At 73.2% G+C, this 23,781-nt stretch carries 18 protein-coding genes; 13 read left to right on the top strand and 5 right to left on the bottom strand.

What is annotated here, in order from left to right; all coding sequences use genetic code 11:
- Window positions 1-9: 9 nt before the first annotated feature.
- Window positions 10-1,431 carry a BRO-N domain-containing protein gene (locus tag HFV08_RS07380; protein WP_168537017.1) on the top strand — a complete coding sequence of 474 codons (1,422 nt, stop codon included), beginning with the start codon at window positions 10-12 and terminating at the stop codon, window positions 1,429-1,431.
- 291 nt (window positions 1,432-1,722) lie between these two features.
- Here HFV08_RS07380 and paaN read toward each other — a convergent pair whose 3' ends face one another.
- Window positions 1,723-3,414: a phenylacetic acid degradation protein PaaN gene (paaN, locus tag HFV08_RS07375; protein ID WP_168537015.1), complete on the bottom strand. Its 1,692-nt coding sequence runs from the start codon at window positions 3,412-3,414 to the stop codon at window positions 1,723-1,725.
- A gap of 149 nt (window positions 3,415-3,563) precedes the next feature.
- Between paaN and HFV08_RS07370 the strand changes: the two genes are divergently transcribed.
- On the top strand, window positions 3,564-5,111 hold the full coding sequence (locus HFV08_RS07370) for a 3-hydroxyacyl-CoA dehydrogenase (protein ID WP_168537013.1): 1,548 nt from the start codon (window positions 3,564-3,566) through the stop codon (window positions 5,109-5,111).
- Complete coding sequence (locus tag HFV08_RS07365; protein ID WP_168537011.1) at window positions 5,108-5,692, top strand: TetR/AcrR family transcriptional regulator; 585 nt, start codon at window positions 5,108-5,110, stop codon at window positions 5,690-5,692. The genes HFV08_RS07370 and HFV08_RS07365 overlap by 4 nt, the downstream gene beginning before the upstream one ends.
- Window positions 5,693-5,977: 285 nt before the next feature.
- On the opposite strand, the gene HFV08_RS07360 is transcribed toward HFV08_RS07365, so the two are convergent.
- Window positions 5,978-6,493, bottom strand: coding sequence for an Lrp/AsnC family transcriptional regulator (locus HFV08_RS07360; protein ID WP_376770578.1), 516 nt, complete (start codon window positions 6,491-6,493; stop codon window positions 5,978-5,980).
- Between the two features lie 206 nt (window positions 6,494-6,699).
- On the opposite strand from HFV08_RS07360, the gene pdhA reads away from it, so the two are divergent.
- From pdhA to HFV08_RS07320, 9 genes are all read left to right on the top strand, one after another.
- Window positions 6,700-7,875: a pyruvate dehydrogenase (acetyl-transferring) E1 component subunit alpha gene (gene pdhA / locus HFV08_RS07355; protein WP_312885455.1), complete on the top strand. Its 1,176-nt coding sequence runs from the start codon at window positions 6,700-6,702 to the stop codon at window positions 7,873-7,875.
- Window positions 7,872-8,876 (top strand): alpha-ketoacid dehydrogenase subunit beta, encoded by a 1,005-nt coding sequence (locus tag HFV08_RS07350; protein ID WP_168537007.1) that lies wholly within the window; start codon window positions 7,872-7,874, stop codon window positions 8,874-8,876. Before pdhA ends, HFV08_RS07350 begins: the two co-directional genes overlap by 4 nt.
- Complete coding sequence (locus HFV08_RS07345) at window positions 8,876-10,540, top strand: dihydrolipoamide acetyltransferase family protein (RefSeq protein ID WP_246341563.1); 1,665 nt, start codon at window positions 8,876-8,878, stop codon at window positions 10,538-10,540. Before HFV08_RS07350 ends, HFV08_RS07345 begins: the two co-directional genes overlap by 1 nt.
- Window positions 10,541-10,607: 67 nt before the next feature.
- Window positions 10,608-11,792 (top strand): DUF6457 domain-containing protein, encoded by a 1,185-nt coding sequence (locus HFV08_RS07340; protein ID WP_168537003.1) that lies wholly within the window; start codon window positions 10,608-10,610, stop codon window positions 11,790-11,792.
- Between the two features lie 89 nt (window positions 11,793-11,881).
- Window positions 11,882-13,531: a molybdopterin molybdotransferase MoeA gene (locus tag HFV08_RS07335; RefSeq protein ID WP_446696844.1), complete on the top strand. Its 1,650-nt coding sequence runs from the start codon at window positions 11,882-11,884 to the stop codon at window positions 13,529-13,531.
- Complete coding sequence (locus tag HFV08_RS07330; protein WP_040251063.1) at window positions 13,528-14,625, top strand: potassium channel family protein; 1,098 nt, start codon at window positions 13,528-13,530, stop codon at window positions 14,623-14,625. Before HFV08_RS07335 ends, HFV08_RS07330 begins: the two co-directional genes overlap by 4 nt.
- Before the next feature lie 390 nt (window positions 14,626-15,015).
- Entirely contained in the window at window positions 15,016-15,993 is a 978-nt protein-coding gene (locus tag HFV08_RS07325) for an NAD(P)H-quinone oxidoreductase (RefSeq protein ID WP_168536999.1), read from the top strand.
- Between the two features lie 1,584 nt (window positions 15,994-17,577).
- A complete protein-coding gene (locus tag HFV08_RS32075) occupies window positions 17,578-17,700 on the top strand; it encodes a hypothetical protein (protein WP_281373437.1) in 123 nt (40 codons plus the stop codon).
- Window positions 17,701-17,787: 87 nt separating this feature from the next.
- Complete coding sequence (locus HFV08_RS07320; protein WP_168536997.1) at window positions 17,788-18,330, top strand: bacterial proteasome activator family protein; 543 nt, start codon at window positions 17,788-17,790, stop codon at window positions 18,328-18,330.
- Window positions 18,331-18,524: 194 nt separating this feature from the next.
- On the opposite strand, the gene HFV08_RS07315 is transcribed toward HFV08_RS07320, so the two are convergent.
- Window positions 18,525-20,129, bottom strand: coding sequence for a protein kinase domain-containing protein (locus HFV08_RS07315; protein ID WP_168536995.1), 1,605 nt, complete (start codon window positions 20,127-20,129; stop codon window positions 18,525-18,527).
- A gap of 330 nt (window positions 20,130-20,459) precedes the next feature.
- On the opposite strand from HFV08_RS07315, the gene HFV08_RS07310 reads away from it, so the two are divergent.
- On the top strand, window positions 20,460-22,034 hold the full coding sequence (locus HFV08_RS07310; protein ID WP_168536993.1) for a protein kinase domain-containing protein: 1,575 nt from the start codon (window positions 20,460-20,462) through the stop codon (window positions 22,032-22,034).
- A gap of 83 nt (window positions 22,035-22,117) precedes the next feature.
- On the opposite strand, the gene HFV08_RS07305 is transcribed toward HFV08_RS07310, so the two are convergent.
- Together HFV08_RS07305 and HFV08_RS07300 are read right to left on the bottom strand one after the other, a co-directional pair.
- Entirely contained in the window at window positions 22,118-22,606 is a 489-nt protein-coding gene (locus HFV08_RS07305; RefSeq protein ID WP_063778657.1) for a pyridoxamine 5'-phosphate oxidase family protein, read from the bottom strand.
- 169 nt (window positions 22,607-22,775) lie between these two features.
- Window positions 22,776-23,489, bottom strand: a complete 714-nt coding sequence (locus HFV08_RS07300) for a response regulator (protein WP_168536991.1) — start codon at window positions 23,487-23,489, stop codon at window positions 22,776-22,778.
- Window positions 23,490-23,781: the final 292 nt, after the last annotated feature.

Here is a 23,781-nt window from a genome sequence, read left to right as displayed (position 1 = left end):
AACACCACCATGTACACCGAGTACACCGAGGAGTCCTTGCTGGACTCCCCCGCGGTCCGGGCCACGCTCGCCGACCGCACCGCCCTGCTCGACCAGGTCAAGGAACTGCCGCTGCTCCCCGACGGCACCCATCTGACCGCCGCCATGCTCGCCGACTACCTGGAGGTCGACGCCGTCGTCCTGCGCCGCCTGGTGCGCAGGCGCACCGCGGAGCTGGCACAGCACGGGTACCGGCAGCTCCAGGGCCGCGAACTCACCGATTTCCTCGCCGCCAACATGCCCGAACGCCGTCAAGGGGCCCGCTCCCTCTCGGTGTTCACCCGGCGCACCGCCCTCGTCCTCGCGATGCTGCTGCGCAACAGCGCGGTGGCCGCGGCGGTACGGCGGGCGGTGCTGGAGTCGGTGGGCGGCTCCTCGGCGGCGGGCGCTCCGGCACCCGCTCTGAGGGAGCTGGCCTTCCCGCCCACGGGGCAGCCGATCCGGGTGGTCGTGATCGGGCGGGAGCTGTGGTTCTCGACGGCTGATGTGTGCCGGATCCTGGACCGCGGAAGCCCCCACAAGGCAATCCGGATTGTGGGTCCCGAGCACACGCAGACGATCGACATGAGGGTCGTGACCCGAACTCAGAGTCCTGGTGGGGGTATGACCGCAGGTCAGAGCGGTCGAACCAGGAACCCACACCAGCTGAATCTGGTGAGTGAGGCAGGCCTCTACCTGCTGATCATGCGCTCCGACAAGCCCGCCGCCCGCCCCTTCCAGGAGTGGGTCACCGCCGAACTCCTCCCCTCGGTCCGCCGCGGGGACGCCGATCCCGGTCACCACCGGGAGCGTATGGCGCGGACGTTCACCGAGGCGGTGGGAGTGCAGGCGCACGTCCTCGCCGACATCGGCGCGACGCTGCACCGGGACCTCACCGTGCTGTCCGACGGCACGGTCCACTGCCCGCACGGGGAGATGGAGATCCGGGTACCGGCCCCCGGCGAGGACAGTGGCCCGCCCTTCGGTCCGTACTACCGCTGCCCCGCCGTGGAGGCGGTCGGTATCCACGGGAGCAAGCTCCTTCGGCCCTGCGGCAACGTCAAGTTCGTGGACGTCGTCCGGCATGTACGGGAGGCCGGCGGGGAGCCGCGCCCGAGGACCTCGGCCGGGTACGACGGGCCGGAGGGCACCACGGCGCAGCAGGGACCGGAACAGCCCCCGGCACCGGACCCGGCTTCCGGCGACGACGAGGCGAGCACGACGCCGCGCTGCTGCTGTGCCGCGGGCGCGCCCCGGGCGGCGGAAGCGGGTGATCCCAGGGCGTCGGAAGCGGGTGAGCCCCGGTCGGCGGGAGCCGGTGAACCCCTGGTCCTCGTGATCGGCAACGCCCGGCTCCGGGGCGGGGCGCCCGGAATCGCCGCCGTACTGCGGGAGTTGGGCGTCGTCGTCTAGCGCCCCGCGCCCCGCCGGACCGCCACTCCGGCACGGGGCGATCGCCGCTTCGGCGTAGCCGAATCGCCACTTCCGCACAGTGGGTCGCGCCCCGTCCCCAGTGGGCACGGGGCGCGATCCACTCACGTACGAGCGGCGCCTCAGGTGCGAGTGGCACGGTGGAACCAGGGCCAGACCGACGTGTCCGGCTCAGCCCAGGCATCGTGGCTCAGCCCGGGCGTCGCGGCTCAGACCCGCGTGCCCCGGCTTACTCCCGGGCGTCGCCGTTCAGGCCTGGCCGCCCGCCCCGGCTCACGCCTCGCGCCGGACCTCCACCACCCGGAAGCGGTTGGCGACGAAGGCGGCGTCGCACAGGGCCGCGTTCGCCGCCGGGTTGCCGCCGGAGCCGTGGAAGTCGGAGAAGGCGGCGGTCTGGTTGACGTAGACCCCGCCGGTGAGGTTCAGGGAGAGCTGGGCGCACTCCTCCAGGCAGACCTCCTCCACGGCGGCCGTGACCTCGGGGGAGGTCGAGTAGGCGGCGACCGTCATGGCGCCCTTCTCGCGCACCGTGCGGCGCAGCAGCTCCAGGGCGCCCTCGGTGGAGTCCACCGCGACCGCGAACGAGACCGGGCCGAAGCACTCGCTGAGGTAGGCCGCCTCGGCGTCCGGCTTGGCACCGTCGAGCTTGACCACCACGGGGGTGCGCACCACGGCGTCCGGGAACTCCGGGTTGCCGATCTCGCGGGAGGCCAGGGCGACTTCACCGAGCCCGGGGGCCGCCTCCAGACGCTCCCGCACGCCCGGGTTCACCAGCGCGCCGAGGAGGGCGTTGGCCCGGGCGTCGTCCCCGAGCAGCCCGCCGACCGCGGCCGAGAGGTCCGCCACGACCTCGTCGAAGGACTTCTCCCCGGCGTCGGTGCGGATGCCGTCCCGGGGGATCAGCAGGTTCTGCGGGGTGGTGCACATCTGGCCGCTGTAGAGGGACAGCGAGAAGGCCAGGTTGGCCAGCATGCCCTGGTAGTCGTCCGTGGAGTCGAGGACGACCGTGTTCACCCCGGCCTTCTCCGTGTACACCTGCGCCTGGCGGGCGTTGCCCTCCAGCCAGTCGCCGAACTCGGTGGAGCCGGTGTAGTCGATGATCCGCACCTCGGGGCGGAGCGCCAGGGTCTTGGCGCTGCCCTCGCCGGGGCGCTCGGCGGTCAGCGCCACCAGGTTCGGGTCGAAGCCCGCCTCGGTCAGCACGGCGCGCGCCACCTGCACGGTGAGGGCGAGCGGCAGCACCGCCCGCGGGTGCGGCTTGACCAGGACCGGGTTCCCGGTGGCCAGGGAGGCGAAGAGGGCCGGGTAGCTGTTCCAGGTCGGGAAGGTGTTGCAGCCGATGAGCAGCGAGACGCCGCGGCCGACCGGGGTGAAGGTCTTGTGCAGCGCGAGCGGGTCCCGCTTACCCTGCGGCTTGGTCCACTCGGCCTCGCCGGGGGTGCGCACCTGCTCCGCGTAGGCGTAGGCGACGGCTTCGAGGCCGCGGTCCTGGGCGTGCGGGCCGCCGGCCTGGAAGGCCATCATGTAGGCCTGACCGCTGGTGTGCATCACGGCCTGCGCGAACTCGTGCGAACGGGCGCTGATGCGGGCCAGGATCTCCAGGCAGACCAGGGCGCGGGCCTCGGCGCCCGCCTCGCGCCAGGCGCGCATGCCCGCCCGCATCGCGGGGAGCAGGACGTCCGGGTCGGCGTGCGGATAGCTGATGCTCAACTCGGGTCCGTACGGCGAGACCTCGCCGCCGGTCCAGTCGTCCGTACCGGGCTGGTCCAGGTCGAGGCGGTTGCCGAGCAGGGCGTCGAAGGCGGCCTTGCCCTCGGGGAGGGAGAGGCTGCCGTTCTCCCCGTAGGCCTTGGGGTGCTCGGGGTGCGGGGACCAGTAGGCGCGGGAGCGGATCGATTCCAGGGCCTTGTCGAGGGTGGGCCGGTGCTTCTCGATCAGCGCGGACACGGGCAGGGCGGCGGCCATCAGGGACCAACTCCTCCTTTGACCGGCTCCTCTTCGAGCCGGGCGAGCTGGGCAGGAACGGGCGGACAGAGTTAGAGTAACCGAACGATCGGTCGGGACAAGAGGGTCCGCTGAACCTGTGGAAAACCCCGTGCGGGAGGATCGCGAGCATGACAGCAGTCGACCCCAGCAGTCCCGAAGGCCCCGAGACCCCCGGTGCGGGCGACACCGTGGGCGTCGTCGGCACCGGCACCATGGGCCAGGGCATCGCCCAGGTCGCGCTGGTCGCCGGGCACACCGTGCGGCTGTACGACGCCGCGCCCGGCATGGCCGAGGCGGCGGCGGAGGCGATCGCGGCGCGCCTGGCGCGGCTCGTGGACAAGGGCCGGATGAGCGCCGCCGACCGCGAGTCCGCGCTCGCCCGGCTGCGTCCCGCCGCCGAACTCGCGGAGTTCGCCGACGCCGTGCTCGTCGTCGAGGCCGTACGCGAAGACCTCGCCGTCAAGCAGGAGTTGTTCGGCGCCCTCGAAGAAGTCGTCGCCCCCGACTGCCTGCTCGCCACCAACACCTCCTCGCTCTCGGTCACCGCGATCGGCGGCGCGCTGCGGCAGCCGGGCCGGTTCGTCGGCCTGCACTTCTTCAACCCCGCGCCGCTGCTCCCGCTGGTCGAGGTGGTCTCCGGTTTCGCCACCGACGTCACCTCGGCGACCCGCGCGTACGAGCTGGCCCGCGCCTGGGGCAAGACCCCGGTGGCCTGCGCGGACACCCCCGGATTCATCGTCAACCGGATCGCCAGGCCGTTCTACGCCGAGGCCTTCGCGGTCTACGAGGGCCAGGGCGCCGACCCGGCCACCATCGACGCGGTGCTGCGCGAGTCCGGCGGATTCCGGATGGGCGCCTTCGAACTGACCGACCTGATCGGCCAGGACGTCAACGAGTCCGTCACCCGTTCCGTCTGGCACTCCTTCTTCCACGACGTGAAGTTCACGCCCTCGCTCGCCCAGCAGCGCCTCGTGGAGTCCGGCCGGCTCGGCCGCAAGACCGGCCAGGGCTGGTACGGCTACGGGGAGGACGCCGAGCAGCCCGAACCGCACACCGCCGAACCCGCCGATCCGCCCGCCCATCTCGTCGTCGAGGGCGACCTCGGCCCGGCCGCCGGCCTCCTCGGGCTCATCAAGGCGGCGGGCATCCCCGTACGCGAGGAGGAAGAGGACCACGGCACCCGGCTCGTGCTGCCCGGCGGCGGCCAACTCGCCCTGGCCGACGGGCAGACCTCCGTCGAATTCCGCGATGTCGTCTACTTCGACCTCGCCTTCGACTACCGCAGCGCCACCCGCATCGCCCTCTCCGCCTCCCAGGACACCAGCCCGCGCACCGTCGCCGAGGCCGTCGGCCTCTTCCAGGCGCTCGGCAAGAAGGTCAGCCTCCTCGGCGACGTACCCGGCATGATCGTCGCGCGCACCGTCGCCCGCCTCATCGACCTCGCCCACGACGCCGTCGCCAAGGGCGTGGCCACCGAGGAGGACATCGACACCGCGATGCGCCTCGGCGTCAACTACCCGGCGGGGCCCTTCGCCTGGAGCCGCACCCTCGGCCGCACCTGGGCCCACTCCCTCCTCGACGACCTGCACATGCGGGACACCAGCGGCCGGTACGCCCCCTCCCTCGCCCTCTACCGGCACGCCTACGCCTCCGAGAACCGGGAGTCCGCCCCATGACCGGCGCCAAGCGGGACACCTACACGCCGGACTCGCTGCTCGCGGTCGCGGTGACCGTCTTCAACGAACGCGGTTACGACGGCACCTCGATGGAGCACCTCTCCAAGGCCGCCGGGATCTCCAAGTCCTCGATCTACCACCATGTCTCGGGCAAGGAGGAACTGCTGCGCCGGGCCGTGAGCCGCGCCCTCGACGGGCTCTTCGGCATCCTCTCCGAGGAGGCGGCCCTCGGCGGCACCCCGGTGCGGCGCCTCGAGTACGTGACGCGGCGCATGGTCGAGGTCCTCATCGCCGAACTCCCCTATGTGACGCTGCTGCTGCGGGTCCGCGGGAACACCGACACCGAGCGCTGGGCGCTGGAGCGCCGCCGCGAGTTCGACCACCGGATCGCGGAACTGCTCCGCGCGGCCGCCGCCGAGAACCAGGTCCGCACCGACGTCGGCGTACGCCTGGCGGCCCTGCTGGTCTCCGGGATGATCAACTCGATCGTGGAGTGGTACCGCCCCGGCGGCGGCCCACTGGCCGAGCGGGAACTCGCGGACGCGGTGGTGCGGGTGGTGTTCTCGGGGGTGCGGGGGTAGGGCGGGGGCCTGGGCCTGGGCCAGGAGTTGGGGGCTGGTGGGGTTCGTTGCCGTCGTTGTAGTCGTGGCCGAAGTGGAGAGCGGGGCGCTTGGCGTGCCGCAGGCGACGGCTGGGAGCTGACGGCTGAGGGCTGACGGCTGTCAGGTAACAGATGACGGATGACAGATAGTGATATCTGTCATCCGTCATCTGTTACCCGTCACTTGTCACCTAGCGTCACTCGCCACTCGCCGGCCACCCATCCCCCAGCACCTGTTTCCCGCCACCCGAGACACACCCGCCCCTCACACCCCCGGCTCCAGGTCCTCCTCCTCGAAGACCAGCAGCGTCCGGGTGCTCAGTACCTCCGGGATGGACTGGAGGCGGGTGAGGACGAGTTCGCGCAGGGTCCTGTTGTCGGGCGTGTGCACCATCAGGAGGACGTCGAAGTCGCCGCTGACCAGGGCGATATGGGAGGCGCCGGGGAGTTCGCGCAGCTGCTCGCGGACGGTGCGCCAGGAGTTCTGCACGATCTTCAGGGTGATGTACGCCGAGGTCCCCTGCCCCGCGCGCTCGTGGTCGACGCGGGCGGCGAAGCCCCGGATCACCCCGTCCTCGACCAGGCGGTTGATGCGGGCGTAGGCGTTGGCGCGGGAGACATGGACGCGTTCGGCCACCGAGCGGACGGAGGCGCGGCCGTCGGCGCGGAGCATGTGCAGGATCTGGCGGTCGACGGCGTCCAGCGGGCGGGGCGGAATCCACGGTTCGGGCGTCTGCGGCGGGGGCGGAGGCTCGTCGCGGACGGGTTCCCCCTCGGCCATTCGTTCAGATGCCATGTCCTCTCGCCTCCTTACCATGGACGTACTGCATTCATCTCAGGTTGTGCAGAACCGATTGTCCACAGCCTTGAGGCGCCTGTAGCCAAAATGTGCCGCTGACCGAACAATCGGTTGGTGAGGCGCATCACAGCCCGTTGCGCCCCGGATCCGGTCCCCCACGAAGCGATCCTCACGAGGAGGTGCACGCGGTGAAGAGGAACAGCCCGACGGTTCTCGAGCAGCGGGGCGCTTATCGGCCCACCCCGCCGCCCGCCTGGCAGCCACGTACCGACCCCGGCCCGCTGCTCCCCGAGGCGGAGCCCTACCGGGTGCTCGGCACCGAGGCCGCGCGCAAGGCCGACCCCGCGCTGCTGCGGCGCCTGTACGCCCAGCTGGTGCGCGGCCGCCGCTACAACGCGCAGGCCACCGCCCTGACCAAGCAGGGCCGCCTCGCCGTGTACCCCTCGACGACCGGCCAGGAGGCCTGCGAGATCGCCGCGGCGGACGTCCTGGAGGAACAGGACTGGCTCTTCCCCAGCTACCGCGACACCCTCGCGGCGGTGGCCCGCGGCCTCGACCCGGTCGAGGCCCTCACCCTGCTGCGCGGCGACTGGCACACCGGTTACGACCCCCGCGAGCACCGCATCGCGCCGCTGAGCACCCCGCTGGCCACCCAGCTGCCGCACGCCGTCGGACTCGCGCACGCGGCGCGGCTGCGCGGCGACGACGTGGTGGCCCTCGCCATGGTCGGCGACGGTGGCACCAGCGAGGGCGACTTCCACGAGGCGCTGAACTTCGCCGCCGTCTGGCAGGCCCCGGTGGTCTTCCTGGTGCAGAACAACGGCTTCGCGATCTCCGTACCGCTGGAGAAGCAGACCGCGGCGCCCTCGCTGGCCCACAAGGGCGTGGGGTACGGAATGCCGGGCCGCCTCGTCGACGGCAACGACGTCGCCGCGGTCCACGAGGTCCTCACCGAGGCCGTCCGGCGGGCGCGCTCCGGCGGCGGCCCCACCCTGGTCGAGGCGCTGACCTACCGCATCGAGGCGCACACCAACGCCGACGACGCCACCCGCTACCGCGAGGAGGACGAGGTGGAGGTCTGGCGCGAGCACGACCCGATCGCCCTCCTGGAGCGGGAGTTGACCGAGCGCGGGCTGCTGGACGACGAGGGCAGGCAGGCCGCCAAGGACGCGGCCGAGACGATGGCCGCCGAGCTGCGCGCCCGGATGAACGCCGACCCGGTCCTCGATCCGATGGATCTCTTCCAGCACGTCTTCGCCGAGCAGACCGGCCAACTGCGGGAGCAGGCGGCCCAGTTGCGCGCCGAGCTGGACGCGGCGGCGGAGGACCAGCAGCACGACGAGCCGGGAGGGACCGGACGATGACCACCGCTGCCGCGAAACCGGCGACCATGGCGCAGGCCCTCGGCCGCGCGCTGCGGGACGCCATGGCAGAGGACCCCACCGTCCATGTGATGGGGGAGGACGTCGGCACCCTCGGCGGTGTCTTCCGTATCACCGACGGGCTCGCCAAGGAGTTCGGCGAGGACCGCTGCACCGACACCCCGCTCGCCGAGGCGGGCATCCTGGGCACCGCCGTCGGCATGGCGATGTACGGGCTGCGGCCCGTCGTCGAGATGCAGTTCGACGCCTTCGCCTACCCCTCCTTCGAGCAGCTCGTCTCCCATGTCTCGCGCTGGCGCAACCGCACCAGGGGCGCCATGTCGCTGCCGATCACCGTGCGCGTCCCGTACGGCGGCGGCATCGGCGGCGTCGAGCACCACAGCGACTCCTCCGAGGCGTACTACGTGGCCACCCCCGGACTGCACGTGGTCACCCCGGCCACCGTCGAGGACGCCTACGGGCTGCTGCGCGCCGCCATCGCCTCCGACGACCCCGTGGTCTTCATGGAGCCCAAGCGGCTCTACTGGTCCAAGTCGGCGTGGAATCCGGAGACCCCCGGCGAGGTCGAGCCGATCGGCCGCGCGGTGGTCCGCCGCACCGGCCGCAGCGCCACCCTGCTCACCTACGGCCCCTCGCTGCCGGTGTGCCTGGAGGCCGCGGAGGCGGCCCGGGCCGAGGGCTGGGACCTGGAGGTCGTCGACCTGCGGTCCCTGGTGCCCTTCGACGACGAGACGGTGTGCGCCTCGGTACGGCGTACCGGCCGGGCCGTGGTGGTGCACGAGGCCACCGGCTTCGGCGGTCCCGGCGGGGAGATCGCCGCGCGGGTCACCGAGCGCTGCTTCCACCATCTGGAGGCCCCGGTGCTGCGGGTGACCGGCTTCGACATCCCCTATCCGCCGCCCATGCTGGAGCGGCACCATCTGCCGGGTGTGGACCGCATCCTGGACGCGGTCGCGCGGCTGCAATGGGAGGCGGAGGGCTGATGGCGCAGGTGCTCGAATTCAAGCTGCCCGATCTCGGCGAGGGGCTGACCGAGGCCGAGATCGTCCGCTGGATGGTGCAGGTGGGCGATGTCGTCGCCATCGACCAGCCCGTGGTCGAGGTCGAGACGGCCAAGGCGATGGTCGAGGTGCCCTGCCCCTACGGCGGCGTCGTCACCGCCCGCTTCGGCGAGGAGGGCACCGAACTCCCGGTGGGAGCACCCCTGTTGACGGTCGCGGTCGGCGGTAAGGAACCGGGGGCGCCCACCCTGGACGCCACCGGCGCGGCACCCGGCGCCGAGCCCGCCGCGGGCACCGGTACGGGCCGGGGCGCCGCCGCGGGGACCTCCACGGGCTCCTCCCCGGCCTCCGCGCCGGGCTCGGGCTCCGCCGAGTCCTCCGGCAACGTACTCGTCGGCTACGGCACCGGCGCCGCCCCCGCCCGGCGGCGCAGGGTGCGCCCCGCACAGGGCTTCGGCGCCGCGCCCGCCCCGTCGGCGGACGCGGCCCCCACCCCGGCGGACGGAAGCTCCCCTCGCGGGGCGGCCGGAAGCTCCTCCCACGGGGCGGCCGGCACCGCGGGCGCCACCCGCGCCCATCCGGCACCCGCCGCGGCCGGGTCCGCGCTCCCGTCCCCGTCCTCCGCCCCGGCCGGGGCCGCGGGGACCACCTCGGTGCACGGCGACGGACCGGTCCCGGTGATCTCCCCGCTGGTGCGGCGGCTGGCGCGGGAACACGGCCTGGACCTCAGGGAGTTGCCGGGCTCCGGGCCGGAGGGGCTCATCCTGCGCGGAGACGTCGAGAACGCGATCCGCGCCGCGGGGGCCGCGACCCCCGCCGACCAGGGCACCGCGCGCCCGGCCGGACAGACCTCGGCGGCAGCGGCACCCGAGGCCGCCCAGCTGGCGGCCGGAGCCGCCTCGCTCCAGCCCGGTACCGAGTCGGTGCGCAGCAACCCCCTCGCGGGCTCGGCGGCGGCCGGTGCCCGGATCCCGCTGCGGGGCGTGCGCGGGGCGGTCGCCGACAAGCTGTCGCGCAGCCGCCGCGAGATACCGGACGCCACCTGCTGGGTCGACGCCGACGCCACCCTGCTGATGCGGGCCCGTACGGACATGAACGCCGCGGGCGGGCCGAAGATCTCGGTCATCGCCCTGCTCGCCCGGATCTGCACGGCGGCGCTGGCCCGCTTCCCGGAGCTGAACGCGACCGTCGACACCGAGGCGCGGGAGATCGTGCGCCTGGACCAGGTGCACCTGGGCTTCGCCGCGCAGACCCCGCGCGGTCTGGTGGTGCCGGTGGTCCGGGACGCGCAGGCCAGGGACGCGGAGTCGCTCAGCGCGGAGTTCGCCCGGCTGACCGAGACGGCGCGGGCCGGGAACCTCAGCCCGGCCGAGCTGACCGGCGGGACCTTCACCCTGAACAACTACGGGGTGTTCGGGGTCGACGGTTCCACGCCGATCCTCAACCACCCCGAGGCCGCGATGCTCGGCGTCGGGCGCATCGTCGACAAACCCTGGGTGCACCAGGGCGAGTTGGCGGTCCGCAAGGTGGTGCAGCTCGCGCTCACCTTCGACCACCGGGTCTGCGACGGCGGTACGGCGGGCGGCTTCCTGCGGTATGTGGCGGACTGCGTGGAACAGCCGGCGGTGCTGCTGCGGACACTGTGACGCAGACCCCGCCGCGAGCGGCGCTTCCGGCCGCGTGACGGCCGCCGGAAGCGCCCATACTCGGGGCATGAGCGTTTCCGCTACTCGGGGCACGGGCGCTTCCGCCTCCGGGGCACCCACCCCGCGCTTCGACGCCGTGGTCCTCGCGGGCGGCGGGGCGCGGCGGCTGGGCGGCGCCGACAAGCCGGGGCTCCGCGTCGGGGGGCGCCGCCTCCTCGACCGGGTCCTCACGGCCTGCGCCGCAGCGGAGCGCACCGTCGTCGTCGCGGCCCCGCGCGCCACGGTCCGCCCGGTGCGCTGGACCCGCGAGGAACCACCCGGCTCGGGCCCGGTGGCCGCACTGGCGGCGGGCCTGCGTGCACTGGACGGCGGCATCGGACCGTCCGCGCGAGATACGGCGTCCGGGGGCATGCCCGGTGGCGCGGCGTCCCGGGGCGTGCCCGGCGGCGCGCCCGGGCCCGAGGTCGAGCGTCCCACGGGCCCGCTCGCGTCCGCCGCCCCGGAGGCGGCGGCCGACCCGGCGCCCCCGTACGTCCTCGTCCTCTCCGCCGACCTGCCGTTCCTCGACGAAACCGTCGTACGGCGACTCCTGCGCGAACTGGACGCCACCACCCCGGCGGCGCGGGACGCCGCCACCCCGGCGGCGCGGGACGCCGCCACCCCGGCGGCGCGGAGCGCCACCCCAGCGCTCGCCCGGGATGCCGTTCGCCGAGAGGGCACCGAGGCCTTCGGCCAGGAGGATGCCGTTCTCCTGGTGGATGCCGAGGGGCGGGATCAGCCGCTGGTCGGGGCCTATCAGACCGAGGCGCTTCGGCGCCGGCTCGACGAGATGGCCGCCGCGTACGGCGGTCTGGAGGGGCTGCCGCTGCGGCGGTTGACCGAAGGGCTTGTCCTCGGCCGTCTGGCCGAGTCGCCGGATTCCGTGGCCTCGTTCGACTGCGACACCTGGGCGGATCTGGCCACCGCCCGTACACACATCAGGGAGCATGGGCACGTGCTGGACGAATGGATCTCCGCAGTCAAGGACGAGCTGGGTGTCGACCTGGACGTCGACACCGCCGTACTGCTCGACCTCGCCCGGGACGCGGCGCACTCCGTCGCCCGCCCCGCCGCGCCGCTGACCACCTTCCTGGTCGGGTACGCGGCGGGGCGTGCGCAGGGCGGCCCCGAAGAGGTCGCCGAAGCGGCGCGCAAGGCCGCGGCCCTCGCCCTGCGCTGGGCCGAGGAGCAACCTGCCGCGCCGGAAGCCTGATGACCGCCCCGCACGGCACCCCCTCCCGCCGGGGGAGGACGAACGGAGAGGACCCCTCCGTGGACGAGGACTTCGGCGCGGAGGAGGCACTGGCGCTCGTCAGGGACGACGCCCGCCGCGAGCCCCGGACCCGGACGCAGACCCGGAGCGGTGCACGGCAGGACGCCCGCCGCGACACCCCGCCGGACGGCCCCTCGCACGACGAAGCCCGGCGCGCCGAGCCACCCGCCCGGGACGAGCCAGCCGGGCGAGACGAGGCACCCCGCCCGACCGCCCGGCGCGACCAGCCCTCACGCGAACGAGCCCGCGAACAGTACCCACACGACCCGTACGACCAAGCCCCGCACGGCCAAGCCCCATACGACCAAGCCACACACGGCCAAGCTCAACAGGCGCCCCCGGCAAGGGAATCCGCCCGTACGGCCGCGCGCCCGGAGGTCTTCGACTTCGACGCGGTCGAGGAGCCCCCCGGGACGCCGACGGCGGCTGCTCCCGGCCCCGCGCGGCCTCCGAAACCCACACCCTCCAGCCCCCCGACCCCCCACCCCGCGACCCCCTGGCACCAAGCCCGCCGTATCGCGGAGCGGGCGGTGGCCGGAGGCCGGGCGCCGGAGCGGGTGGCCTTGGCGGAGGCGGGGGGACTGGTGCTTGCGGCGCCGTTGGCGGCGCTCACGGATCTGCCGCCGTTCGACACCTCGGCGATGGACGGCTGGGCGGTGGCGGGACCCGGGCCCTGGCAGTTGCGTGCCGGGGGCGCGCTCGCCGGACATGCGGAGCCCAAGGGCCTGGAGGACGGCGAGGCGGTGGCGATCGCGACCGGCGCCCGGGTCCCGTACGGCTCGACTGCCGTGCTGCGCAGCGAACATGGGCAGGTCGACGCCCGGCAGCGGCTGCATGCCGTCCGGGAGAGCGGCCAGGGGCAGGACATCCGGCCGCGTGGTCAGGAGTGCCGGTCCGGGGACCAGTTGCTGCCGCTGGGCACCGTGGTCACCCCGGCGGTGCTGGGGCTCGCGGCGGCCGCCGGATACGACGGGCTGCTGGTCGTGCCGCGTCCGCGGGTCGAAGTCCTGGTGCTCGGCGACGAGTTGCTCACCTCCGGGTTGCCGCGGGAGGGGCTGATCCGGGACGCCTTGGGGCCGATGCTGCCCTCCTGGCTGCGCTCGCTCGGCGCGGAGGTCACCGCGGTGCACCGGCTCGGGGACGATGCCGAGGCGCTGCGTACGGCGCTCGCGGAGTCCACGGCGGAGGTGCTGGTCACGACGGGCGGTACGGCCGCCGGTCCCCTGGACCACGTACATCCGACCCTGCGGAGACTGGGCGCGCGGCTCCTGGTGGACGGCGTCGAGGTGCGGCCCGGGCACCCGATGCTCCTCGCCCGACTCCCCGACGGGCGGCACCTGGTGGGGCTCCCCGGCAATCCGCTGGCCGCGGTCTCGGGGCTGCTGACGCTGGCCGAACCCCTGCTGCGGGTGCTGTCCGGCCGTATCGCCGCCCGGCCCGGCGCCGTGGCCCTGCGCGAGGAGGTGCCCGGCCACCCGCGGGACACCCGGCTCGTGCCCGCGGTGCTGCGGGAAGGGGAGGCGGTGCCACTGCACTTCAGCGGACCTGCGATGCTGCGGGGCATCGCCGGTGCGGACGTGATGGTCGTGGTCCCGCCCGGCGGTGGACGTGCCGGTGAGGAACTGCTGACCCTTGACCTTCCGTGGTCGGCCTTCGGTGACGGAGAGTGTTTCACGTGAAACTTCCGGGCAATGACGCCATAGCCCGTGAGGCGGACGAGCACATCGTCACCCGGCGGGTGCAGTTGCCGCGCAGGGTGGTCGAAAGGCCGCTCCGGCAGGTCAGCAAGCGGCTGTTGATGGCGCTGCTGGTACTCGTCGGTACCGCGCTGATCGTCTACTTCGACCGCGCGGGCTACGGCGACAACTCCGACGACCACGTCGATCTGCTCGACGCCTTCTACTACGCGACCGTCACGCTCTCGACCACGGGCTACGGGGACATCACCCCGGTCAGCGACGGCGCACGCACGATCAACATCCTTGTGATCACGCCGCTGCGCGTGGTCTTCCTGATCATCCTGGTCGGTACGACTCTTGAGGTGCTCACCGAGCGGACCCGGGAGGAATGGCGGCTGAATCGCTGGAGGTCCACCTTGCGTGACCACACCGTCGTCGTCGGCTTCGGCACCAAGGGCCGCTCGGCGATCAGAACCGTCTGCGCGACCGGGCTCAAGAAGGAGCAGGTCGTCGTGGTCGATCCCAGCGGCAAGGTCATCGACGCGGCCAATGCCGAGGGCTTCGTGGGCGTGGTGGGGGACGGTACGCGCAGCGATGTGCTGCGCCGCGCCGAGGTCCACAAGGCACGGCAGATCATCATCGCCACCCAGCGCGACGACACCGCGGTCCTGGTCTCCCTGACCGCGCGTCAGCTCAACAAGGGCGCGAAGATCGTCGCCGCGGTACGGGAGGAGGAGAACGCGCCCCTGTTGCGGCAGTCGGGCGCGGATTCCGTGATCACCAGCGCCAGCGCGGCGGGCCGTCTGCTCGGCCTCTCGGTGCTCAGCCCGAAGGCGGGCCGCGTGATGGAGGATCTGATCCAGCAGGGCAGCGGGCTCGACATCATCGAACGCCCCGCCATAAAGGCCGAGGTGGGCCTCAGCCCCCGGGAGACCGACGATCTGGTCGTCAGTGTGGTCCGCGGACACCGGGTGCTCGGCTACGACGATCCGGCCGTGGGCAAGCTCCAGTTGACGGACCGCCTCATCACCATCGTCCGCTCGACCACCTCCCCGCACCCGGAGATCAAGGCCGCCCCGCGCGAACGGGACTAGGCTCCGCTCCCCTCCCCGCGAAGCGGAGACCGGGCCGCGGACATCGTCCGTGGGGGGCGCCGAGCACCCAGGGCGGGCCCCGCCGTACTCGTACGCCGTACGTGACGTCGTGGGCGCGCCCGGAAGCTCGCCCCCGGGAACCTCCTGTGTGCCGCCCCGTCGCCCGCTCTTCCGATTCTCTGTCCACAGCCTGTGGACAGAGAATCCCGACTGACGACCCCGCCCACACCTCCCGGCGAACCGCCCGCCGCGTCCACAGCCTGTGGACACCGAGACGACGCGCGGGAAACGGAAGCCCGGGGGAGCGCCGAACCGGCCGGGAGCGAGGGCGACGGAGGCCACAGTGGAGGACCGCGGGTCGGCCGGGGGGTCGGCGGTAGCGTCGTCCTCATGTACGCGATGACGATTCCCGAGCCCGGCGGACCGGACGCGCTCGTCTGGGCCGAGGTCCCCGATCCGACCCCCGGCGAGGGCGAGGTGCTGATCGAGGTGGCCGCCGCCGCCGTGAACCGCGCCGATCTGTTGCAACGCCAGGGCTTCTACGACCCGCCGCCCGGCGCCTCGCCCTATCCCGGCCTGGAATGCGCGGGCCGGATCACCGCGCTCGGCCCCGGGGTCGCGGGCTGGGCGGTCGGCGACGAGGTCTGCGCACTGCTGGCCGGCGGCGGCTACGCGGAGCAAGTGGCCGTACCGGCGGGGCAGTTGCTGCCGGTGCCCGCGGGGGTGGACCTCGCCGACGCCGCCGCGCTGCCCGAGGTCACCAGCACCGTCTGGTCGAACGTCTTCATGGTGGCCCATCTGCGCCCCGGCGAGACCCTGCTCGTGCACGGCGGCGCGAGCGGCATCGGCACCATGGCCATCCAGCTCGGCAAGGCGGTGGGCGCCAGGGTTGCCGTGACGGCGGGCAGCGCGGAGAAGCTCGCACAGTGCGCCGCGCTCGGCGCCGAGATCCTCGTCGACTACCGGGAGCAGGACTTCGTGGCGGAGGTCAAGGCCGCCACGGACGGTGCCGGGGCCGATGTCATCCTCGACATCATGGGCGCCAAGTACCTGGAGCGGAACATCAAGGCGCTGGCCCGCAACGGCCGTCTCGCCATCATCGGGCTCCAGGGCGGCACCAAGGCCGAGATCAACCTCGGCGCCCTGCTCGCCAAGCGGGGCGCGGTCACCGCCACCTCGCTCCGCACCCGCCCCGTCGCCGAGAAGTCGGCGATCATCGCGGCGGTACGGGAGCACGTCTGGCCGCTGGTCGAGGCGGGCCAGATCCGCCCGGTCATCGACCGCCGCATCCCGCTCAGCCAGGCCGCCGAGGGCCACCGCGTCCTGGACGCCGGCAGCCACATCGGCAAGGTCCTCCTGACCCGCTGACCCGCTGACCCGCTGACCCGCTGACCCAGTCCGGAGTGGCCCGGCGCCGTGAGTCGCCCGGTGCCGGGCGCCGGGCCGCCGGGGCCGCTGCTCCGCCCGGCCCACCCCGGATGCCGGGCCCGCCCCCTCATGTGAAGCTGACCGCGTTGATCTTGGCGGTTTCGGTACGACCCTGAGGGGGCCGCCGTCGTGACTGAACGGCACAGCCAGCTCCGTACGCACAGCCAGCTTGAGACGGGCAGTCAGCTCAAGGCGGGCAGTCAGCTCAAGACGGGCAGCCGGTTCGATACGGGCAGCCGGTTCGAGTCGGGCCGTCAGCTAGGCACGCGCGGCGAGGCCCGTACGCACAGCGAGGCCCTTACGCACAGCGAACCCCGTACGCCCAGCGGGCCCGGCGCACGCAGGCGTACCGCGACGTCCTCGTGCCCGCCCGAGACCGGGACCAAGACCAGGACCCGACTCCGGGCCGGGCCGGCACTACGGTCCGCCCCCGCCGCCGGACTCCCCCTCGCCCTGGCCGCCTTGCTGATGGCCCCCACCCCGGCCGAAGCCGGCCCTTCCTCGGCAGCGGGTCTCTCTCCGACCGCCGGCACGTCCTTGACCGCGCGCCCTTTCCTGACCGTCCACTCCCTGGCCGCCAGTACCGCGATGCCCTCCGCCGTGACCGCGGCACCGCACCTCGCCCCGCTCACTCGTCCGAGTGGTGTTGCCCCGGGGGTACGCCCGGCCCCGTACGCCCCCGCCGGACCGCACTCCGCACCGCGCACCGCGGCGGCCCCCCTCCCACCCGCACCGCTGCCCGGCCTCGACCCCGCAGGGACCCGGAACCGTACGGAGGACGCCCCCCGGACCCGCACCGAGAACACCGACCGGAACCGTACGGACGAAGCGACCCGGAACCGTACGGACGAAGCGACCGCGAACCGTACCGACGCAGCCACCCGGAACCCCGCGGAATCCGCGTTCGCCTCGCTCTCCTCCCTCCCCTCGCTCCTGCTCCTGCGACCAGGCACCGCCGCCGCCCCCGCCTGGTCGGGCGACCACCTCGGCGGCCTCCCCGGTGCTCTGCTGGACCGGCAGCCGAGCGACCCCGCGGAAGCCCTGCACCCCGAGCCCCGACCCGGCGAACTCCACCCCGGCGAACTGCACCCCGACCAACTCGTCCCCGGCGAACCCCACTTCACGGAACCCCACTTCACGGAACCCCGCCCCGGAGAGCCGTACCCCGGAGAGCCGCACCCCGGTAACTCCCGCGCCGGAAGCCGCCCGGGCGAGGGGCGCGACCGCCCCGGCCGCAGTGAGGCACCGGACCGCTCCGGTCAGGAGACCCGCCCGGGGGAGTCCTCCCCGGCGCCCTCCGCCACCCCCGGGCCCCGGGATCCCGGCGCGGCGACGCCCTCCGCCTCCGCGCGCGGGAGGGGTGAGGAGGACGCGGCTCGGCACCCGGAGGCGGCGTCCCCGCACGACCGATCTCCGCACGACACGTCCCCGCGCGACCGGTCCTCGGGGGCCGCCCCGCGGTCGCCGGAGGACGAGGCGGCGGGCTCCGTTTCGCCGGGGCCCGGGGAGGGCCGGGACGGCACGGTGCCCGGGACACCGGCCGCGGGCGCCGCCGAGCCGCTCATCGACGTGCTGCCGCTCGGCGTCGGGATGGTCCTGATCGGACTGGGGCTCGGCTTTCTCGGTGTGCGGGTGCGCCGCGACTGAGCCCTCGCCGCGGTCCCGGCGGCGCGCGGAGGGCGGCTGACCGGGGCGGCACGGCGCCCGGCGGGGACGGTGAGCGACAATGGCCGCATGGAGATGCCGAGGAACGAAAGATCGCCGGAGAACCCCCAGGTCCTGGTCGTGGGCCAGGACGGGATGGCGCTCGGTGGTGGGGACGACGACTCCCGCGAGGTCCCGGTGACCGACATGGTGGAACAGCCCGCCAAGGTCATGCGCATCGGCAGCATGATCAAGCAGCTGCTCGAAGAGGTGCGGGCGGCTCCGCTGGACGAGGCGAGCCGTCAGCGGCTGAAGGAGATCCACGCCAGTTCGGTCAAGGAGCTGGAGGACGGCCTCGCGCCCGAGCTGGTCGAGGAGCTGGAGCGGCTCTCGCTGCCCTTCACCGAGGAGGCCACCCCGAGCGACGCGGAACTGCGTATCGCGCAGGCGCAGTTGGTGGGTTGGCTGGAGGGGCTCTTCCACGGGATCCAGACCACGCTCTTCGCCCAGCAGATGGCGGCCCGCGCCCAGTTGGAGCAGATGCGGCGCGCGCTGCCGCCCGGTGTGGGCGGCGAGGAGGACGACCAGCACCTCGGCCCCGCCGCCGGACGCTCGGGCGGGCCCTACCTGTAGCCCGGCCGCTCGGCCGGGCCCGTACAGCCCGGGGCCCGGCGGGGAAGGGCCGCGCGTCCAGCCCCGCAGGCGACGGGGGCCGACGAGGAATCGGGCCCGTACCCGCAGTGGCGTTCAGCCGACAAGAGAAGCCCGGGACCTGTCCGTCGAGGTCCCGGGCTTCTCTGCCGAGCTGTTGAGGTTCCGTCCCGGGGTCAGCCCTGCGCCGGGTTGCCCGTGGAGACGTCGAACTGGAGCTCCGGCGGATCGTTCTTGTCGAACTCGGTGCCGGCCTTCGGGGACTGCCGCATCACGGTGTCCTCGCCGTAGGTGTTCTCGTCGACCCGGGTGATGTCCGACTGCCAGCCGGCCGCCTGGAGGCAGGACTGCACCGACTTGAGGTTCTTGTAGGTCAGATCGGGGACCTGGTACCGGTTCTCGTCGTTGTCGGCGATCTGCGGCTCGGTGCACTTGGTCTTGTCGACGGTCTCGTCCGGGTTGGGCCCCCGGTGACCGGCCACCGGGCTCTTGGAGTCCTCCTCCTTGCCGCCGTCACCGCCGCCGCCGGAGAGCGCGAGCGCGGTGATGAGGCCGCCGATGGCGAGCAGGGCGACCACGATGGAGCCGACGACGACCGGCATATTGCTCTTCTTGCCGCCGCCCGCGGGGCCGATCGAGGTCGGACCGCCCATCTGGTACGGCGCCGGGGTGCTCGGCCCCTGCGGCTGGTACGCGGCCGGGGCCGGGGTCTGGTACCCGCCCTGCTGCGGGTAGCCGTACCCCGGGGTCGGCGCGGGCGTGGTGTAGCCGCCCTGCTGGTAGGGGCTCTGGACGTGGCCGCCGGGCGGGACCGTGCCGTCGACCGGCGGGAAGACGGCCGAGCCGACGCCGGAGCCGTTCGCCGTCTGCGCGCCCGGCACGATGCTCGGGGCGGCGGGCTGCAGCGACTGGGCGATGCGCAGGCACTCCTCGCGCATCGACTCGGCGCTCGGGAAGCGCTCGTTGGGGTTCTTGCGCAGGGCGCGGGCGACGATGGCGTCCACCGCGGGGGGCAGCGCGCGGTTGATGGAGGAGGGCGCGACCGGCTCCTCCTGGACGTGCGCGTAGGCGATGGCCAGCGGGGAGTCCGCCTCGAAGGGCAGGCGCCCGGTGGTCAGCTGGAAGAGCATGATGCCGACCGAGTACAGGTCGCTGCGGGCGTCGACGCCGCGGCCGAGGGCCTGCTCGGGGGAGAGGTACTGCGGGGTGCCGACGACCATGCCGGTCTGCGTCATCGAGGTGACCCCGGACTGCATCGCGCGGGCGATGCCGAAGTCCATCACCTTGACCACGTTCCGCTTGGTCATCATGACGTTGCCCGGCTTGATGTCCCGGTGCACCAGGCCCATCTCATGGCTGATTTCGAGCGCTGCCAGCACATCCGCGGTGATCTTCAGGGCACGATCGGCGGGCATCGCGCCGTACTGCGCGACGTCCGCGTCGAGGACCGAGCCGAGCGGCTTGCCCTCGATGTACTCCATGACGATGTACGGGGTGGTGGCGCCGTCGAGCACGTCCTCGCCGGTGTCGAAGACGGAGACGATGTTGGCGTGGGTGAGCCGGGCCACGGACTGGGCCTCGCGGCGGAAGCGCTCGCGGAAGGCGGGTTCACGGCCGAGTTCGGTGTGCAGGGTCTTGATGGCGACGTGCCGGTCGAGCACCGAGTCGTAGGCAAGGTGGACCGAGGCCATGCCGCCCTCGCCGAGCAGATTGCGGAGCTGGTAGCGGCCCGCGGCGACCGATCCCCCCGCATAGCGGCCCTGCGCGCCGTCCTGACTCATGTCGTGCGTCCCCCATCGGCGCGTGGCGGTGGCTCCTGCCCCGCGGCTGGTGATCGGTAACTCTGATTACTGGCCAAGTCTGCCCGAGGCCTCTGACACGTCAAGCTCGGTGCCCGTTCCGTGACCGTACGGGCAAGAAGCGTCGCGCAAGCGTTACAGCCGTGTCGGGTGCGGCACATCCCGGGCCGTCGCGGGCGCCGGTCCGGGCCTCGTGGGGGCGGCCTCGGTGCAAGGGGGGACGGCCTGTCATGCGGAGGCTGTAGCGTGGGCGGGCCAAGACGGTGAAGCAACGCCCGCGCGGATCGCGGATGATGACGACGGCGAGGACCGATGGCTCAGACGCAGCGCTCTCAGGGTTCGCCCGACCCCGAAGCGACTGGCGGAATGTCCGATGCGCCCGAGTTGTGGGGTAATAACGGGTTGGTGGGTGACGGCCGGTACCGGCTGACCCACCGCCTCGGCCGCGGCGGCATGGCGGAGGTCTTCGCCGCCGAGGACGTCCGCCTCGGCCGCACCGTCGCCGTCAAGCTGCTCCGCGCGGACCTCGCCGAGGACCCGGTCTCCAAGGCCCGCTTCACGCGCGAGGCCCAGTCGGTCGCCGGGCTCAACCACCATGCCGTGGTGGCGGTCTACGACTCCGGCGAGGACGTCGTCGGGGGCAACACCGTCCCGTACATCGTGATGGAGCTGGTCGAGGGCCGCACCATCCGCGACCTGCTGATCAACGCCGAGGCGCCCGGTCCCGAGCAGGCGCTGATCATCGTCTCCGGTGTCCTGGAGGCGCTCGCCTACTCGCACCAGCACGGCATCGTGCACCGCGACATCAAGCCCGCGAACGTGATCATCACCACCTCGGGCGCGGTCAAGGTGATGGACTTCGGCATCGCCCGCGCCCTGCACGGCGCGCAGTCCACCATGACCCAGACCGGCATGGTGATGGGCACCCCGCAGTACCTCTCCCCCGAGCAGGCCCTCGGCAAGGCCGTCGACCACCGCAGCGACCTCTACGCCACCGGCTGCCTGCTCTACGAACTCCTCGCGCTGCGCCCGCCGTTCACCGGCGAGACCCCGCTGTCCGTGGTGTACCAGCACGTCCAGGACGTGCCGGTGCCGCCCTCGGAGTACGCGGACGAGGCCCCGCCGGAGCTGGACGGGCTGGTCATGCGCTCGCTGGCCAAGGACCCCGACGACCGCTTCCAGACCGCCGAGGAGATGCGGGGCCTCGTCCAGTACGGCCTCCAGATGCTCTACGACCGGGGCAGCCACACCGGCACCTGGAACACCGGGCCCGTCGCCATGCACGAGGGCGGCGTCACCCCCGCCATGGGCGTCCCCGGCGCGACCGCGCAGCAGCACCCCGACTACGGCACCCGGCCGGTCCCGCAGCCCATGCTGCGCCCGATCGGCGGGGACGACGGCGGCTTCGACGGCGGGGGCGGCAGCTACCGCGAGGGCGGCGGCTCCGGCCGGGGCGGCCGCGGGCGCGCCTGGATCTGGGTGCTGGTGCTGCTCGCGCTGATCGGCCTGGGCGTCGGCCTCGGCCTCGCGCTGAGCGGCGACGACAACGGCAAGAAGCCCGACCCCGACCAGTCGGTCACCGACTCGCCCAGCAAGGACACCTCGGAGCCCAGCGAGGAGCCGACCGAGGAGACCACGGACGAGCAGACCGACCCCGGCGGCAACAGCGGCGGCCAGACCGATGTCACGCCCACCGACGAGCCGACCGAACCCACGGACGAGCCGACCGACGAGACCCCGACCGAGCCGACCGAGCCCACCGACGAGCCGACCGAGCCGACGGACGAGCCCACCGACGAGCCGACCGAGACCGACGGCGGCAATGTCGGCGGCGGCCCGGGCCTCCCCACCGGCGAGACCCCGGGCGAGGACGACGAGGGCTTCTGAGCGGGAGGGGTCCCGCGCAGTCCGGGGGCGGACCCAAAGCGGTCGTGTCCTCCTGAAGCGGAGCGGCCCTGGACCGGAAAGGTTCAGTGCGCCCCCGGCGACTCGGGTGACGGACGTGGCCCCGGGATCGAACCGGCCGAGCGCTCCCGCTGCTCCAGCCGCGCGAAGTCGCGCTCCAGGCCGTCGTCGGCGGAGTGGGTGGTCACGAACTGCGGGGTCAGCCGCACGTAGACCGGATCGAAGGGCGCCCCGTCGACCGTGCCGGGGCCGGGCCCGAAGCGGGTGATCTGCTCGTCCGTGGGCCGGACCGCCTCTCCGGTGCCGATGACCTGGACCGCCCACTGGCCCGCGCCGGGCGCGGTGGTCGCGACATTGTCGGCGCCGTAGGCGACCACGGAGCCGATGACGGCCTCGTGGTAGCCGTGCCCCTTGTGCATCCGGAGCATCAGATGGCCGTCGGCCACGATGTGCCGGGCGGCGACCACGAAGGGCATGGCACGCCTGCTCGCGGCCAGGCGTCCGTACGCGGAGCGGCTGAGCAGGTGGATCGCGCGCTGTTCGTGGCTGGGCATGTACACCAATGTCGCCCGCCGCCCGGGCCCGGCTTTAGAGGCCCCGGGCCCCGGTTCCGGGGCCGTAAGTCCCGAGTGAGCCCAATCCGGACGCGGCCGTACGAAGGCGGAGCACCGCGGCGAATCCCGAAGCCGGCGGGCGTGAGGACGCACCAGCAGGGCCCGGCCCTCAGGCCTGCTGCCCCGGTCCGCCCTTCTCCGCCTCCCGCCGCGCGACGAAGGCGGCGGCCTGGGAGCGGCGCTGCATGCCGAGCTTGGACAGCAGGCTGGAGACGTAGTTCTTGATGGTCTTCTCGGCGAGGTGGAGCTGCTCGCCGATGGCGCGGTTGGTCATGCCCTCGCCGATCAGGGCGAGGATGCGGCGCTCCTGGTCGGTCAGGTCGGCGAGCTGGTCGTCCTGCTCACCGGTCTTGCCGTCTCGCAGGCGCTCCAGGACGCGGGCGGTCGCCACCGGGTCGAGCAGCGACTTCCCGGCGGCGACATCGCGTACCGCCGAGAGCAGTTCGCTGCCGCGGATCGCCTTGAGGACGTAGCCGCTGGCCCCGGCCATGATCGCGTCGAAGAGGGCCTCGTCGTCGGCGTAGGAGGTGAGCATCAGGCATTTGATGCTCTCGTCCGCGGAGCGGATCTCGCGGCAGACCTCCACCCCGCTGCCGTCGGGCAGCCGCACGTCGAGGACGGCCACGTCGGGGCGGGCGGCCGGGATGCGGGCCCGGGCGTCGGCGGCGGTCCCGGCCTCGCCGATCACCTCGATGTCCCCCTCACCGGCCAGCAGCTCGTGGATGCCGCGCCGCACCACCTCGTGGTCGTCGAGCAGGAAGACCCGGATCGGACCGCCGCCCCGGGGGTCGGCGGCGGGGTCGCGAATATCCTGATCTGGCATGTTCGGTCCGTTTTCAGGCACGCTGTCAGTGTCACACAACGACGGAGTCACGCCACGACAAGAACGGAGCGTTCCGAGAGGGTCACAGGACGGGCCCGGGGCAGCAGGGGGTCCGTCCGGCGCCGGACCGCGTCAACGAGCCGACTCTTCCCGAGTCCGGGGTGACCGGGATAACGTTCGCGTGTTCCGGCTCACGGCAAAGCTGTGACCAGCGGCTGGTCCCCTCGCCTCATTTTACTTGGAAATCCAAGTAAAAACGCAGGTCAGAGGGGGGATCGCGGATGTGCGAAGC

Origin of the sequence: Streptomyces physcomitrii (assembly GCF_012273655.1) — a bacterium.
Classification (GTDB): domain Bacteria; phylum Actinomycetota; class Actinomycetes; order Streptomycetales; family Streptomycetaceae; genus Streptomyces; species Streptomyces physcomitrii.
This window is presented reverse-complemented; position numbering and strand designations above follow the sequence as displayed.